Source organism: Pseudomonas sp. QTF5, from assembly GCF_000512695.2.
GTDB lineage: Bacteria > Pseudomonadota > Gammaproteobacteria > Pseudomonadales > Pseudomonadaceae > Aquipseudomonas.
Genome location: NZ_AZRW02000051.1, coordinates 12,910 through 28,309, shown reverse-complemented (window position 1 = coordinate 28,309; position 15,400 = coordinate 12,910). Strand labels below are relative to the sequence as shown.

The following is a 15,400-nucleotide window of genomic DNA, read 5'->3' as shown; positions in this document are numbered from 1 at the left end:
ATGAGTTGTGCCCGATTAATCCGGCACATTGTGTGCTTCTTGATGTTCATGGGAACGTTCATAGGTCGGCAACCCCTCCCGCGAATGAGAGGATTGCCGTATAACGAATGACTTTCGCGTGTTTGGTAATAAAGGACCCACAATAAAAGCTGATGAAGACTCCAAAACGCATTGAACCCCTGATCGAGGACGGTCTGGTCGACGAGGTGCTGCGCCCACTCATGAGTGGTAAAGAAGCAGCTGTTTATGTGGTGCGCTGCGGCAACGAGCTGCGTTGTGCCAAGGTCTACAAGGAGGCGAATAAACGCAGTTTTCGTCAGGCGGCCGAGTATCAGGAAGGCCGCAAGGTGCGCAACAGCCGGCAGGCTCGAGCGATGGCCAAAGGCTCCAAGTTCGGCAAGAAAGAAACCGAAGATGCCTGGCAGAATGCCGAAGTGGCGGCGTTGTTCCGGCTGGCCGGTGCCGGTGTGCGAGTACCCAAGCCGTATGACTTCCTCGAAGGCGTGCTGCTGATGGAACTGGTGGCCGACGAGTACGGCGATGCCGCGCCGCGTCTGAATGACGTGGTGCTGGAGCCGGATCAGGCGCGCGAATATCACGCGTTTCTGATTTCGCAAATCGTGCTGATGCTGTGTACCGGTTTGGTGCACGGTGACCTGTCCGAGTTCAACGTGCTACTGACGCCGACCGGCCCGGTCATCATCGACCTGCCGCAAGCGGTGGATGCGGCGGGCAACAACCACGCGTTCAACATGCTGGAGCGGGACGTGGGCAACATGGCGTCTTACTTCGGTCGTTTTGCACCGGAGTTGAAACGCACCAAGTACGCCAAGGAAATGTGGGCATTGTACGAAGCTGGCACTTTGCACCCGGCCAGTGTGTTGACCGGCGAGTTTGACGAGCCGGAAGAGCTGGCGGACGTTGGCGGGATCATGCGCGAGATCGAGGCGGCCCGTCTCGATGAAGAGCGCAAGCAAGCGGTTCGGGCGGCGGATGATGCGCCACCGAGCAAGACCGAAGAGCCGCCTCCACCGTGGATGCAGTGATCGGTTGACCCAAAACCCGGCTTCGGCCGGGTTTTGTACATAGGATCACCGAATACCAAAACTTGGCGAAGATCCAATGTGGGAGCGGGCTTGCTCGCGAAAGCGGTGTGTCAGTCGACATCACCGTTGACTGACACGCCGCCTTCGCGAGCAAGTCGGATCGCCGCACCGCCGCACCGCCGCTCCCACAGTAGATTTTTGGTGTAAGTGAAGCCGTGTTCACACCATGCCCACATACCGGCGATTTTCGATGGCGGTCTGGGCCAGCGGGAAATTCATTGGAGCGCGAATCGCCAGTCGTCTGAAAGGTACGGACAACGTTCATCTGGAACGGCGATTTTTCTTCGGCGTGTTGCTGATGTCCTGCCATCCTGATGTTTCAGCAGCAGACACTTTACGGCTTGCTGCTGTTTTCATTGACCGCAGGCTTGGGCGATGGCTTCTCGGAAGTCGGCCTGATGTCGCGTCTGCAACGTGAACCGGACAACCTGCGCCTACCGATTTTCAGCTTTCTGACGCTGCTGCAAATGACCGGGTTCGGCATCGGCATGTTGATCGCCGCGTCGTTCTATTCGTGGTGGACGCGCGGCGCGGTGGTGTTGTTGTTCCACGGCATTCCCCTCACCACGTTGCTGGTGGCGAAGGGATTGGCGCTCAGGAATGGGCGGGTTCGGCGCAGCAGCCCGACGCCAGCTCCTTGAGGATCGGGCAGTCCGGGCGGTGGTCGCCGTGGCAATGTTCTACCAGGTCTTGCAGGGTGTCGCGCAGTTGGCCGAGTTCGCGAATCTTCTGGTTCAGCTCGTCGATGTGCTGACGGGCCAGAGCCTTCACATCGGCACTGGCGCGCTGACGGTCCTGCCAGAGAGTCAGCAGTTTGCCGACCTCTTCCAGTGAGAAACCCAAATCCCGAGAGCGCTTGATGAACGCCAGAGTATGCAGATCGTCATCGCCATAGACCCGATAGCCGCTGTCGGTGCGATGGGCCGCCTTGAGCAGGCCGATGGATTCGTAGTAACGAATCATCTTCGCGCTCAAACCGCTCTGGCGGGCCGCTTGGCCAATGTTCATCGGTTGTTCTCCAGGTCTTTGGGTTTCCAGGTTTTCAACAGTAACGCATTGCTCACCACGCTGACGCTCGACAGCGCCATGGCCGCGCCGGCCAGCACCGGGTTGAGAAAGCCGAACGCCGCCAGAGGCAGGCCGATCAGGTTATAGACGAAGGCCCAGAACAGGTTTTGGCGAATCTTCGCGTAGGTCTTGCGGCTGATTTCCAGCGCCGCCGGCACCAGCCGCGGATCACCGCGCATCAGGGTGATCCCTGCAGCGTGCATGGCGACGTCGGTGCCGCCGCCCATGGCGATGCCGATGTCTGCCGCGGCAAGGGCCGGTGCGTCGTTGATGCCATCGCCGACCATTGCCACCACACCGGTTTTTTTCAGTGCGGCGACGGTGGCGGCTTTATCCGCCGGCAGGACTTCGGCGTGGACGTCGCTGATGCCCAGCGCCTCGGCGACCACCTTGGCGCTGCCGCGGTTATCGCCGGTCAGCAGGTGGCTGCTGATGTTCCGTGCGCTTAAGCGTTGCACTGCTTGCAAGGCGCCGGGTTTGAGCGTGTCACCGAAGGCGAACAGGCCGAGCACCCGTGGTTCTGGGCTTTGTTCGATCAGCCAGGACAGGGTCCGGCCTTCGATTTCCCAGGCGATTGCGGAATCGGCCAATGGCCCGGCGCTCAGTCCGCTTTCTTCCAGCAGACGCCGATTGCCCAAGGCCAACCGTCGACCGTCGAGACTGCCGGCAATGCCGCGCCCGGTCAGCGATTGACTGTCGCTGACATCAGCCACGGTCAAACCGCGCTCGGCGCAGGCATCCAGCACAGCCTTGGCCAACGGGTGTTCACTGCCGCGTTGCAGCGCACCAGCCATTTGCAGCAGGGCAGCTTCATCACCCTCGATGGCACTCAGATGCGCGATGCGCGGCGTGCCCGAAGTCAGCGTGCCGGTCTTGTCGAACACCACGGCGCTGACTTCATGAGCGCGCTCCAAAGCTTCAGCGTCCTTGATCAGAATCCCGTAGCGCGCCGCCACACCGGTGCCGGCCATGATTGCCGTCGGCGTGGCCAGCCCGAGTGCGCAAGGGCAGGCGATCACCAACACTGCGACCGCATTGATCAATGCGGTTTCCAGTGGCGCGCCGTACAGCCACCAACCGATCAAGGTCGCCAGCGCGATCAACAGCACCGCAGGCACGAACACCTGGCTGACTTTATCCACCAGTTTCTGGATCGGTGCTTTTGCCGCCTGCGCGTCTTCGACCAGGCGGATGATCCGCGCCAGCACGGTTTCTGCACCGAGCGCCAAGGTCCGAACCAGCAACCGACCCTCGCCATTGATGGCGCCGCCGGTGACCTTGTCGCCCGGCTGTTTTGGCACTGGCAGGCTTTCGCCGCTGATTAGTGCTTCGTCGGCGTGGCTCTGACCCTCCACCACTTCGCCATCCACCGGGAAGCGTTCGCCGGGTTTGACCATGACCAGATCGTCGAGACGCAAAGCGCTGATCGCAACGTCCTGCTCGCGGCCATCGATCACCTGAATGGCTCGCTCCGGACGCAAGGCTTCAAGGGCGCGGATGGCGCTGGCGGTCTGGCGTTTGGCGCGGCTTTCCAGGTACTTGCCCAGCAGCACCAGAGCGATCACCACTGCCGAGGCTTCGAAATACAGGTGCGGCTGGCGGCCGGCGGCGGTGGCCCACTCGTAAACGCTCAAGCCATAGCCGGCACTGGTGCCCAGAGCCACCAGCAAATCCATGTTGCCGGCGCCGGCGCGCACGGCTTTCCACGCAGCGACATAGAAGCGTGCGCCGAAGATGAACTGCACTGGCGTGGCCAACGCAAACTGCACCCACGCCGGGAGCATCCAGTGCACGCCGAAAGGTTGCAGCACCATCGGCAGCACCAGCGGCAAGGCGAGGGCGATAGCTGCCAGCAAAGCCCAGCGTTCGCGGTGCAATCGTTGTTGTTGATTGTCGGTTTGCGGGTGTTCGACTTCCCAGACGCTGGCGGAGTAACCAGCCTTGGTCACGGCGCCGATCAGGGTTTGCGGGTCGACCTGGCCGAGCAATTCGAGGTGCGCACGCTCGTTGGCCAGGTTGACGCTGACACGTTTTACCCCCGGCACCTTGGCCAGCGCCCGTTCGACGCGGCCAACGCAGGACGCGCAGGTCATGCCTTCGATGCTCAATTCCAGGCTCTGCTGTGGAACGCTGTAACCGGCCTGATGCACCGCGTCCATCAAGGCCGGCAGGCTGTCGCTGGGTGCTTGAACCCGGGCCTGTTCGGTGGCCAGGTTGACGCTGACGGCCGTGGCGCCGATGACTTTGCTCAAGGCACGCTCGACACGCCCGGCGCAACTGGCGCAGGTCATGCCGGCAATCGGCAGATCGAAAGTGGTGGATTCGGACATCGGTCACGCTCCCTGTAGAAATTACCTACAGGATCAACCTTGCCATGCTGGCAAGGTCAAGCGCCACTCTGCAAATCGCTGAGAGCCAAATCCTGGAAGGACAGGGAGACCATGTCGCGCCTTTCGCGAGCAAGCCCGCTCCCACAGGTCTTGCATAAATCCTGTGGGAGCGGGCTTGCTCGCGAAAAGGCCATAACATTCACCCACGAAGATGAGTCAGACCCCATACGCTGGGTTTCAGTATTCCAAAGCCGCAGGCTTGAGATACATCCCTTCCTGCGTCATCGCAATCCGGAACTTCAACACATCCCCGGCCTTGAGCGTGATGTTCTGCGACCCCGGTGCGAGCATTCCCGGGTTGCACCCCGGCGCCTGGCCCGGCAGCAGTTTGAGGCGCAGGGACACATTGCCCGGCGGCAGGTTGAATGAGGTGCTCTGTTCCTGGAACAGTCGCGCCGATAGCTGATCCTGGATGTACACGCCGATCTCGCAGGAAGTCGACACTTCCAGGCGCTCGCGGGAAATGATCAGCACACCGTAGTCCTCCCCGGCGGCTTGAACCGAAGGTGTCGCGCCAAATAGGCTGAGGAAGCCAAACAGGCTGAAAGCTGACCAGCGCATGGCTGAATCTCCTGATGTCGAGTCATAGATGGACGCAGCTTGGCCGAGCGCGGCGCCGATTGCCACCCCGGCAGCTTGCTTCAGAACTTGACCTTGCCATGGTGGCAAGCTCGAGACTGCCCTCAACCCTATTGAAGGGCCCCATCAAGGAGACGTCCCATGCAAGTGTTCAACGTTGAAGGCATGTCCTGCGGTCATTGTGTCAAGGCCATCACTCAGGCGCTGCAAGCCAAGGATCCCGCGGCCAGCGTGCGCATTGATCTGGCGGCAAAAGAAGTCGGCGTTGAAAGCGCGCTGACGGCCGATCAGGTGATCGCTGCAATCAGCAAAGAGGGTTATGGCGTCAAACTGGCCTGAGTTTTTTAATAGTTAGCGACCTAACGGAATGTTCAAGGCGTCCACGCCCGGCTAGACTATTGGCCTGCCGATCCATGGCCAACCTGCATGCCTAACCTGGACGCCTGATGAACCTCCGTACAATCCTGATTCTCGGCACCTTGAGCGCTTTCGGTCCGCTGGCGATCGATTTCTATCTGCCGGCATTCCCGGCGATGGCGCTCGCTTTCGGTACCGACGAAAAACACGTTCAACTGACCCTGGCGGTCTACTTCCTTGGCTTGTCCATTGGTCAACTGGCGTATGGCCCGGTGGCGGATCGCTTTGGGCGACGGATCCCCTTGCTGACCGGCGTCGGTTTGTTCACTGCTGCGTCATTGGCCTGTGCTTACGCGCCGAGTCTGGAGTGGCTGATCGGTGCACGTTTCGTCCAGGCGCTGGGCGGTTGCGCAGGCATGGTGATCGCTCGGGCGGTGGTCAGCGATAAATGCGATGCGGTGGGTTCGGCGAAAGTCTTTTCGCAACTGATGCTGGTGATGGGCCTGGCACCGATTCTTGCGCCGATGCTGGGTGGGCTGCTGGTCAACACGTCGGGCTGGCAATCGATCTTTCTCGTGCTGACCGGTTTCAGTGCACTGGCAGGGTTGGCCGTGGCCCTCGGGCTGCCGGAAAGTCTGCCAGCCCATGTGCCGCGCCAACCGTTGTCGGGCGCGCTGCGTCAGTACGGTCGGTTACTGGCGGATCCGATCTTCCTCGGTCATGCCCTGACCGGTGGTGTCGCCATCGCCGGCATGTTTGCCTACATCGCCGGTTCACCATTCGTCTTCATCAAACTCTATGGCGTGCCGGCCGAGCATTTCGGCTGGCTGTTCGGCATTAACGCGGCGGGTTTCATTCTGGTGGCCCAGGTCAATGCCCGATTGCTGGCCAAGCGCGGTCCGGCTTTTTTACTGGCGCGTACTGTCTGGCTTTACCTGGCGGGCGGTCTGGCCCTGTTGGCGGTCAGTGCGTTGCACACCGCGCAGTTGTGGCCGTTGCTGATTCCGCTTTTCCTCTGCATCGCCAGCCTGGGTTGTATTGTGCCCAACGCCTCGGCCTGCGCCATGAACGGTCAGGGCGCGCGCGCGGGCAGTGCCTCGGCGATGCTCGGTTGCCTGCAGTTCAGCGTCGCCGCCGGGGCCGCAGCATTAGTGGGTGTTTTGCACGATGGCAGCGCCATGCCGATGGCCATGGTCATCAGCCTGTGTGGAATTCTGGTGGTGAGCGCAGCGACGCTCACCCGACGTTTGCAAAATACCCGGGCGCTGACGCAAGCCCAGGTCTGAGGACGGACTCAGCCAGCAGCGCGATGCTGACGGTCGGGAATCTGATGGGGCGCGTGCAGGCGCGCTTCAAGCGTTTTAGTGAAGGCCAGGGCTTCGGCCTCACTGCGGAACGTCACAGCGTGTTGATCCAGGCGGACCTGCCAGCGGGATGTTGCCACTTCTTTTATCTGGATCTTCATTGCTGAACTCCTCTGGTAAAAGACGTCTCGCAAAAGGCGTCTCATAAAAGCCATCACGTAAAAGAATGTTCGCAGAGTTTTCGATTGTAGACCTGTATGCGATCGCAATTGTGACAACGGTCAATTCTCTGACTGACGGCAAAAGATCGCAGCTTTCGGCAGCTCCTGCAGAAGCCTGCGATCATATGCCTTAGATCTTTAGAACCCTTCAAGCACAATCTTGCCCTTGGATTTGCCGCTCTCCAGCAGCTCATGGGCACGACGCAGGTTGGCCGCGTTGATGCTCCCGAAGTGCTCGCCGACCGTAGTTTTCAGCGTGCCCGCATCGATCAGCCCGGCGACCCGGTTGAGCAGTTTGTGCTGCTCGATCATGTCTGCAGTTTCAAACAGCGAGCGGGTGTACATGAACTCCCAGTGCAGCGACAGGCTCTTGCGCTTGAGTTTGGTCACGTCCAGCGACTTCGGATCGTCGATCAGCGCCAGTTTGCCTTGCGGCGCCAACGCCTCCACCAATTGATCCAGATGTTGATCGGTCTGGGTCAGACTGGCGACGTGGGTCACCTGCTCGATCCCGGCACGTTTGAGTTCTTCACTCAGCGGCTTGTTGTGGTCGATCACCAGATCAGCGCCCAGGCCACGCACCCAGCTCTGGGTTTGAGCCCGGGAAGCGGTGCCAATGACCTTCAGCCCGGTGAGCTGGTTGGCCAATTGCGTGAGGATCGAACCCACACCGCCAGCGGCACCGACGATCAACAAGCTCTGTCTCTCATCGGTTTTGTCTTCGCGCACTTGCAGGCGTTCGAACAGCAATTCCCATGCGGTGATGGCGGTCAGCGGCAGGGCGGCAGCTTCGGCGAAACCGAGGGTTTTCGGCATATGACCGACGATTCGCTCATCCACCACATGCAACTCGCTATTGCCGCCGGCACGGGCGATGGAGCCGGCGTAGAACACCTTGTCGCCAGCCTTGAACAAGGTCACTTCGCTGCCGATGGCTTTGACTACACCGGCCACGTCCCAGCCCAGCACCTTTGCCGCGCCACTTTCAGGCTGGACGTTCTGGCGAACCTTGGTATCTACCGGGTTCACCGAGATGGCTTTGACCTCCACCAACAGGTCGCGCGGCCCGGCGACAGGTTCTGGCAGTTCGATGTCTTGCAGGGATTTTTCGTCGCTGATGGGCAGGGAGGCGTAGTAGGCAATGGCTTTCATGTTGGGTTCCTGAGCGGAAATGATTTCGATGGGACAGATGATTGGTTATTTCACGACAAGATAAAACCCGCTAAAAGAGCAGTCTCTTTCAATATTTTTTTGATAATCGGGGCTGACGATGTTGCGTTTCGATGACTTGCAGTTGTTCGTTCGGGCTGCGGACCTGGGCAGTCTGTCGGCGGCGGCGCGGGGCATGGATATGTCGGCGGCGGTGGCCAGTGCGGCGTTGAAGCGTATCGAACTGCAACTCGGCGCGCGCTTGCTCGCCCGTTCTACCCGCAGTCTGCGCCTGACCGCTGAAGGCGAGGGCTTTGTGGAATACGCCCGGGCAGCCTTGAGCAATCTCGATGAGGGCCGCCGCTTGCTGGCCAGCGGGCAGGATCAGGTCAGCGGGATTTTGCAGCTGTCGGCGCCTTCGGATTTCGGTCGCAACCTGTTGTTGCCATGGCTCGACGAGTTTCAGCGTGAGCATCCGAAACTCACGGTACGGTTGCTGCTGGGCGACCGCATCGCCGACCTGTTCCGCCAACCGGTGGATATTGCCCTGCGTTATGGCGAGCCAGAAGACTCGAGCCTGGTGGCGTTGCCCATCGCCCCGCAAAACCGTCGCGTGCTCTGTGCGTCGCCGAGTTACCTGGCCCGGCATGGCGAACCTCGGCATCTGGAGAAACTGGCTCAGCACAATTGCCTGTTGTTCATGCTCGGCGGCCGGGTTCACGATCACTGGAGTTTCCACGATGGCAAACGTGAAGTGAGCCTGACGGTCAGTGGCGATCGCTTCAGTGACGACGCCGATGTTGTGCGTCTGTGGGCCGTGGCGGGGGCGGGGATTGCCTATAAGTCCTGGCTCGATGTCGCTGCCGATGTGCTGGCCGGTCGTTTGAAGGTGCTGATGCCGGAGCTGTTGTGCGAGAGCGCACCGCTGAATTTGTTGTGCGCCCATCGCGCACAATTGAGTAAGCCGGTGAACCTTTTGCGGGAAATGCTTGCCAGCCGATGCGCTCGCATAAGCAGTCAATTTCCGACGAAATCGAATGTCGATCATTAGTCGCAGGTAAATAGCGAAATTTCTGTCAGGAACTATCACCATCAATGGATCCCCGAGGGCAGGAACCGGCGGTTAACCCGCTTATACTAGCGCCCGCCTCATGTACGCACCGTCGACCTCGCAATGGCGAGGTCAGGTTCGATTCGGTCAGACCCGATGGTCATCACCGGACCTTCTTTGCACCTGCGAAGCAATGACCGGGCTTTGGCCGGTTTATGGCGGTTTTCGCGTCTTGGCCGACGACACATTACTGGTCAAGATGTCTCTGAGCAGTAAGACGAAACGATTCAACAGGGAGTGAATACATGGAACATGCACCTTGCATCAGCCAGATCGCCACATTGCTGGCTGACCCAAAGCGCAGCGCAATGATGTGGGCCTTGATGGACGGCTCGGCGCGGCAAACCGAAGAGCTGGCGTTGCTGGCCGGCCTGTCGCCGTCTTCGGCCAGTGCGCATTTAGGGCGTTTGTCCGCCGGTGGTCTGTTGAAAGTCGAAACCCGTGGACGCAAACGGTTTTTCCGGCTTGCCGCGCCCGAAGTCGGCGCCGCGATAGAGGCCCTGGCCAGCGCGACCCTGGCCAGCGCACCTCGGGACATTCCAGAGGTTTTCAAACGCACGAGCCCTATTGCCAAACCTCAGGCGGCGCCTTCGTCACTGCTGCGGGCCAGGCTCTGCGACGACCATCTGGGCGGCACCCTGGCCGCCGACCTCTACCAGCGCCTGCTGGATGCGGGCTGGATCGAGCAATTCGATCAGCGGGTCATGATCACTCACAAAGGCGCCACACAATTGGCAACACGCGGTGTGTTCATCCAGGCGCTGGCTCATCGCAACAGCAGAGTCGCCTGCGCTTGCCCGGACTGGAGCGAAAGACGCCCGCACATGGGCGGTTCATTGGGCGCGGCGTTGTTGCAGCTGTTCATGCAATCCGGCTGGTTGAGCCTGCCCAACGATTCGCGAGCGTTGCAGATCACCGCCGCGGGGCAACGGGAAATCCATCGTTTTGCCAAAGAAACCGAACTGGAAATGGCGCTTTAGAGCCATTGAGGTGCGACGTCCTGGATCTTGGGTTTCAGGCGTCGTTCAGGGCTGTGGGCAGGTCGCATCCAGCAATAACCCCTAGCCACTATCGCCCACACTCGATCCGGGGATTTTCGGATTGGGAGAATGTGGCATGGACACACGAAGCTTCAGCGCGGCAGAACGACTGGAACGGCTGCCCGTCAGCGGTTATCACCGCATCATTTTCATCATCATTGCGTTGGCGTTTTTCTTCGACTCCATGGACCTGGCGATGATGACCTTCCTGCTAGGCTCGATCAAAACCGAGTTCGGCCTGAGCACGGCGCAGGCCGGGTTGCTGGCCAGTTCGAGTTTCTTCGGCATGGTCGTGGGCGCATCGCTGTCCGGCATGCTGGCCGACCGCTTCGGGCGCAAACCGGTGTTCCAGTGGAGCATTGTGTTGTGGGGCATCGCCAGCTATCTGTGCTCCACGGCGCAGAACGTCGAAACGCTGACGCTGTTCCGAGTCTTGCTGGGGGTCGGCATGGGCATGGAGTTTCCGATTGCCCAGTCGATGCTGTCGGAGTTGATTCCGGCCAAACGGCGTGGGCGTTACATCGCGTTAATGGATGGTTTTTGGCCGCTCGGTTTCGTCGCGGCCGGGGTGCTGTCGTACTTCCTGTTGCCGGTGATTGGCTGGCGCGACATCTTTCTGGTGTTGGCGGTGCCGGCGGTGTTCGTCCTGGCGATTCGTTTTTTCATTCCAGAGTCACCGCGCTGGCTGGAGCAGGCCGGGCATCATGACGCGGCGGATAAGGTCTTGCTCGGCATCGAAGATCGGGTCCGGGCTTCACTGGGCCGTGCGGATTTGCCTGAACCCATTCGCCTGCCACGAATGGCGAGTCAACCGGGCACTTTTTTCTCTGCCCTGCGGGAGATCTGGTCACCGCAGTATCGCCAGCGAACGATGATGATCTGGAGCGTGTGGTTCTTCGCCTTGCTGGGTTTCTATGGCCTGACGTCCTGGCTCAGTGCGCTGTTGCAACAATCGGGTTTCGCCGTGACTCAATCGGTGTATTACACGGTGCTGATTTCCCTCGGCGGGATTCCCGGTTTCCTCATGGCTGCCTGGCTGGTGGAGCGTTGGGGGCGTAAGCCGGTGTGCGTTGTGACATTGCTCGGCGGCGGGGGCATGGCGTTTCTTTACGGCCAGAGTGCGGTGTTCGGCGGCAACGTCAGTCTGTTGATTACCTCGGGACTGCTAATGCAGTTCTTCCTGTTTGGCATGTGGGCGGTGCTCTACACCTACACCCCTGAGTTGTACCCGACGTCGGCACGGGCCACGGGTTCGGGGTTCGCTTCGGCCATCGGCCGAGTGGGGTCGTTGCTCGGGCCGTTGGTGACCGGGCTGGTGTTCCCGATGACCGGGCAGGGCGGAGTGTTTGCGCTGGGGGCAATGTGTTTTGCGATTGCGGCGGGGGTGGTATGGATGTTCGGGATGGAGACCCGGGGCAAGACGTTGGAAGAGTTGAGTGAGCCGGTGATTATCAATTAATCACCGATTAAATGTGGGAGCGGGCTTGCTCGCGAAAGCGGTATGCCAGTCGACATCATCGTTGACTGACACGCCCCCTTCGCGAGCAAGCCCGCTCCCACATGGGTTGTGCGGTGATTTTTATTGTGGGGTAGATGCAAAAAAAGATCGCAGCCTTCGGCAGCTCCTACAGGGTTATGTGTACACCTGTAGGAGCTGCCGAAGGCTGCGATCTTTTGATTTTAAGGTTTCACCAACCGCGCATCCAGGCTGTTCTGCGCCAGGCGCTTGGCCTGATCCTGGGTCATGCCCAGATCGGTGTACAGCGCGTGGAAGTTCTCGGTGACGTACCCGCCGAAGTAGGCCGGGTCATCGGAGTTCACTGTGACCTTCACGCCGCGCTCGAGCATGTGGAGGATGTTGTGTTGGGACATGTGATCGAACACGCAGAGCTTGGTGTTCGACAACGGGCACACGGTCAGCGGGATCTGCTCGTCGATGATCCGCTGCATCAAGCGCTCGTCTTCGATGGCGCGCACGCCATGGTCGATACGCTGGATTTTCAGCAGGTCGAGGGCTTCCCAGATGTACTCGGGCGGGCCTTCTTCACCGGCGTGCGCCACGGTCAGGAAGCCTTCGCTGCGCGCACGATCGAATACCCGCTGGAACTTGCTCGGCGGGTGGCCCATCTCCGAACTGTCCAGGCCCACGGCGACAAATGCATCGCGGAACGGCAACGCCTGGTCGAGGGTTTTCTGCGCTTCGTCTTCGCTCAAGTGGCGCAGGAAACTGAGGATCAAACCACTGGTAATGCCCAATTGCTGCTCGCCATCCTTCAGTGCAGCGGCGATGCCGTTGAGCACTACTTCGAACGGGATGCCACGGTCGGTGTGGGTTTGTGGGTCGAAGAACGGTTCGGTGTGAATCACGTTCTGCGCCTTGCAGCGCAACAGGTAGGCCCAGGTCAGGTCGTAGAAATCCTGAGAGGTGCGCAACACATCGGCGCCCTGGTAATACAGGTCGAGAAACTCTTGCAGGTTATTGAAGGCGTAAGCCTTGCGCAGGGTTTCGACGTCGCTCCACGGCAGGGCGATCTTGTTGCGTTCGGCCAGGGCGAACAGCAGCTCAGGCTCCAGCGAACCTTCCAGGTGCAAGTGCAATTCTGCCTTGGGCAGAGCGTTCAGCCAGTCGTACATTTTTGAAATCTCATCAGGTGCAATGAGGGCATTCTACAGATGCCCGCAGAAACAATGAGCAAAACCTGACCAGCCGGTTCATTCCACGGCGTCCTGTTCCCGTCGATAGGCATAGGTATCGGCAAAGCGCGAGAGCAGGAATTCGGCACAGGTGGTGGCCGGATACTTCGGCGGATGCCGTTCGTCCTGGCAACCGGGCAGGCATTCAATGGCGGTGTCGGGATGCGGTTCGGCAAAGAACGGCATCGAGTAACGATCCACCCCCAGCGGGCTGATCACCCGGTGCGGCGTCGACAGGTAACGGTCGTTGCTCCAGCGCGCCATCATGTCGCCGAGATTGACCACGAACGTGCCTTCGATCGGCGGCGCATCGATCCATTCGCCCCGCACGTTGCGCACTTGCAGGCCACCGGCGGCATCCTGATAGAGCAGGGTGATGCAGCCGTAATCGGTATGAGCGCCGGCACCTTGCTGATCTTCGGTGCTGGCGGTGTGGCGCGGCGGGTAATGAATCATCCGCAGCACGCTGACCGGTTCTTTGAAACGGCTATCGAAGAAATCGCGCTCGATGCCCAACGCCAGGGTCATGGCTCGCAGCAGGGTTTGGGCGAGCGCTTGCATGTCGACGTAGTGTTGCTCCATCAGCGATTCCCAACCGGGTATTGACGGATGACGGTTGGGACCGCGCAAGGGTTTTTCCGCAATAACCTCGGGATGATCAGCCGGTAGGTGTAGCCCCATGTCGAAGGTTTCTTTCAGATCGCTGGGTTTGCTCGGGTCGAGTTGCTCGGTGGCGATGGCGCCATAGCCGCGGTGGTGACGGGATTGAGTGATGTCGATCTTGAGTTTTTCGGCGGTGGGCAGGGCGAAGAAACGTTGGGCATGGTCGAGCACGGCCTCGATACGCGACGGGGCGATCGGGTGGCCCTTGATATAGAAAAAGCCCCATTCGCGACAGGCGCGGTCGATCTGCGTGGCGACCGATTGCCAGGCGTTTTGATCAGCGCTGTAGAGCGGGCTGATGTCGATGATCGGGAGTTGGTTCATGCGCAGTCCTTCAGAACGCTGAAAATCCATTGTGGGAGCGGGCTTGCTCGCGAAAGCGGTGTGCCAGTCGACATCAATGTTGCATGACACACCGCTTTCGCGAGCAAGCCCGCTCCCACAGGGTTTCGTGTCTGACTAAGTTACTTCGGTATCCCGGCCTTCATGCCTTCGACGTAGTAGTTCATCGACGCCAGTTCTGTATTGGTTGCCGTCGCGCCCGCCGGGATTTTCTCCACGCCGGCCTGATCCTTGATCGGCCCGGTGAACGGATGCAGGGCACCACTCTTGATGTCGGCAATGATCTGCTCGGCTTCGGTTTTCACCGCAGGCGGCACCAGGTCGCTGATCGGCAGCTCAACCGTACCTTCCTTCAGACCACCCCAGTAATCCTGGGATTTCCACGTGTGGTCGAGCACGCCCTGAGTCGCCTGAATGTAATGCGGCCCCCAGTCGTTGACGATAGACGTCAGCACCGCTTTTGGCCCGAAGTGCGCCATGTCCGACGCATAGCCGACGGCGTACACGCCACGACGTTCGGCCGCCTGGATCGGTGCCGGGCTGTCGGTGTGCTGGAACACCACGTCCACGCCTTGGTCGATCAGCGCGTTGGCGGCGTCAGCTTCCTTGCCCGGGTCGAACCAGGAATTGACCCACACCACTTTGATCTCGGTGCCCGGGTTGTACTTGTTCAGGGCCAGTTGAATGGCGTTGATGTCGCGGATCACTTCCGGAATAGGGAACGAGGCGACGTAGCCGACTTTTTTGGTCTTGGTCATCTTCGCCGCAAGGAAACCACCGACGTAGCGGCCCTCGTAAGTGCGCGCCAGATAAGTACCGAGGTTCTTGTCCTGCTTGTAGCCGGTGGCGTGTTCGAAGGTCACTTTGGGAAATTGCTTGGCGACTTTCAGGGTCGGGTTCATGTAGCCAAAAGACGTGGTGAAGATCAGGTCGTACTTGTCCTTGGCCATGTTGCGGATGACCCGCTCGGCATCGGCACCTTCGGCGACGTTCTCCACATAGTTGGTGGTGATCTGCTCGCCGAACTTCTCAGCCAGCGCCTTGCGTCCCTGTTCATGCTGATACGTCCAGCCGTGGTCTCCGATCGGGCCGATATAGACGAAGCCGACTTTTAGCGGGTCGGCAGCACTGGCGGTCAGGCTGGCGCTCAGACCGATGGCTGCGACGACAGCGCAAAGCAGCTGCTTCAACGGACGTTTATGCATGAACTGGAACTCCATTTTGTTGTGAGATGGAGGAGGGCAATGCAAATTGCTGACCAACAGGACAACAAATGGATCGAAATCGCGTAACGGCCATCGCGGGCAAGCCCGCTCCCACATGACCTGCGCAAATCCCGTAGGAGCGAGGCTTGCCCGCGAAGAGTCCCTGACGAC

14 protein-coding genes and 1 pseudogene are annotated in these 15,400 nt (G+C 60.1%); 7 read left to right on the top strand and 8 right to left on the bottom strand.

Going from position 1 to position 15,400, the window contains the following annotated elements; translation table 11 throughout:
• Positions 1–152: 152 nt before the first annotated feature.
• Together IC37_RS26435 and IC37_RS26430 are read left to right on the top strand one after the other, a co-directional pair.
• A complete protein-coding gene (locus IC37_RS26435; protein ID WP_030128361.1) occupies positions 153–1,046 on the top strand; it encodes a PA4780 family RIO1-like protein kinase in 894 nt (297 codons plus the stop codon).
• A gap of 250 nt (positions 1,047–1,296) precedes the next feature.
• Positions 1,297–1,747, top strand: a pseudogene (locus IC37_RS26430) (MFS transporter); the annotation flags it as partial.
• Here the strand turns inward: IC37_RS26430 and cueR are convergent.
• The 3 genes from cueR to IC37_RS26415 all read right to left on the bottom strand — a co-directional run bounded on the left by cueR (position 1,701) and on the right by IC37_RS26415 (position 5,125).
• On the bottom strand, positions 1,701–2,114 hold the full coding sequence (gene cueR / locus IC37_RS26425) for a Cu(I)-responsive transcriptional regulator (protein ID WP_007907120.1): 414 nt from the start codon (positions 2,112–2,114) through the stop codon (positions 1,701–1,703). The pseudogene IC37_RS26430 and the gene cueR sit on opposite strands and share 47 nt — an antisense overlap.
• Positions 2,111–4,504 carry a heavy metal translocating P-type ATPase gene (locus IC37_RS26420; RefSeq protein ID WP_030128363.1) on the bottom strand — a complete coding sequence of 798 codons (2,394 nt, stop codon included), beginning with the start codon at positions 4,502–4,504 and terminating at the stop codon, positions 2,111–2,113. The genes cueR and IC37_RS26420 overlap by 4 nt, the downstream gene beginning before the upstream one ends.
• A 237-nt stretch (positions 4,505–4,741) precedes the next feature.
• The gene (locus IC37_RS26415) at positions 4,742–5,125 is read right to left on the bottom strand and encodes a hypothetical protein (protein ID WP_030128364.1); all 384 of its coding nucleotides are present in this window, start codon (positions 5,123–5,125) and stop codon (positions 4,742–4,744) included.
• Between the two features lie 159 nt (positions 5,126–5,284).
• On the opposite strand from IC37_RS26415, the gene IC37_RS26410 reads away from it, so the two are divergent.
• A complete protein-coding gene (locus IC37_RS26410; RefSeq protein ID WP_030128365.1) occupies positions 5,285–5,482 on the top strand; it encodes a heavy-metal-associated domain-containing protein in 198 nt (65 codons plus the stop codon).
• Between the two features lie 107 nt (positions 5,483–5,589).
• Positions 5,590–6,786 carry a multidrug effflux MFS transporter gene (locus IC37_RS26405; protein WP_030128366.1) on the top strand — a complete coding sequence of 399 codons (1,197 nt, stop codon included), beginning with the start codon at positions 5,590–5,592 and terminating at the stop codon, positions 6,784–6,786.
• Positions 6,787–6,794: 8 nt separating this feature from the next.
• On the opposite strand, the gene IC37_RS30145 is transcribed toward IC37_RS26405, so the two are convergent.
• Together IC37_RS30145 and IC37_RS26400 are read right to left on the bottom strand one after the other, a co-directional pair.
• Positions 6,795–6,965 carry a hypothetical protein gene (locus IC37_RS30145; protein ID WP_176466883.1) on the bottom strand — a complete coding sequence of 57 codons (171 nt, stop codon included), beginning with the start codon at positions 6,963–6,965 and terminating at the stop codon, positions 6,795–6,797.
• A 198-nt stretch (positions 6,966–7,163) separates the two neighbouring features.
• Positions 7,164–8,177, bottom strand: a complete 1,014-nt coding sequence (locus IC37_RS26400; RefSeq protein WP_030128367.1) for a zinc-binding alcohol dehydrogenase family protein — start codon at positions 8,175–8,177, stop codon at positions 7,164–7,166.
• A 118-nt stretch (positions 8,178–8,295) separates the two neighbouring features.
• Here IC37_RS26400 and IC37_RS26395 point away from each other — a divergent pair, with 118 nt between their 5' ends.
• The 3 genes from IC37_RS26395 (at position 8,296) to IC37_RS26385 (ending at position 11,784) form a co-directional block, all read left to right on the top strand.
• Complete coding sequence (locus IC37_RS26395) at positions 8,296–9,225, top strand: LysR family transcriptional regulator (RefSeq protein WP_030128368.1); 930 nt, start codon at positions 8,296–8,298, stop codon at positions 9,223–9,225.
• 305 nt (positions 9,226–9,530) lie between these two features.
• Positions 9,531–10,265 carry a helix-turn-helix transcriptional regulator gene (locus IC37_RS26390; RefSeq protein ID WP_030128369.1) on the top strand — a complete coding sequence of 245 codons (735 nt, stop codon included), beginning with the start codon at positions 9,531–9,533 and terminating at the stop codon, positions 10,263–10,265.
• Positions 10,266–10,401: 136 nt separating this feature from the next.
• A complete protein-coding gene (locus tag IC37_RS26385) occupies positions 10,402–11,784 on the top strand; it encodes an MFS transporter (protein ID WP_030128370.1) in 1,383 nt (460 codons plus the stop codon).
• 221 nt (positions 11,785–12,005) lie between these two features.
• On the opposite strand, the gene IC37_RS26380 is transcribed toward IC37_RS26385, so the two are convergent.
• The 3 genes from IC37_RS26380 to IC37_RS26370 form a co-directional block, all read right to left on the bottom strand.
• Positions 12,006–12,959, bottom strand: a complete 954-nt coding sequence (locus IC37_RS26380; protein ID WP_030128371.1) for an adenosine deaminase — start codon at positions 12,957–12,959, stop codon at positions 12,006–12,008.
• A gap of 78 nt (positions 12,960–13,037) precedes the next feature.
• Positions 13,038–14,006 (bottom strand): 2-oxoglutarate and iron-dependent oxygenase domain-containing protein, encoded by a 969-nt coding sequence (locus tag IC37_RS26375; RefSeq protein WP_030128372.1) that lies wholly within the window; start codon positions 14,004–14,006, stop codon positions 13,038–13,040.
• 140 nt (positions 14,007–14,146) lie between these two features.
• Positions 14,147–15,229 (bottom strand): BMP family ABC transporter substrate-binding protein, encoded by a 1,083-nt coding sequence (locus IC37_RS26370; RefSeq protein ID WP_030128373.1) that lies wholly within the window; start codon positions 15,227–15,229, stop codon positions 14,147–14,149.
• Positions 15,230–15,400: the final 171 nt, after the last annotated feature.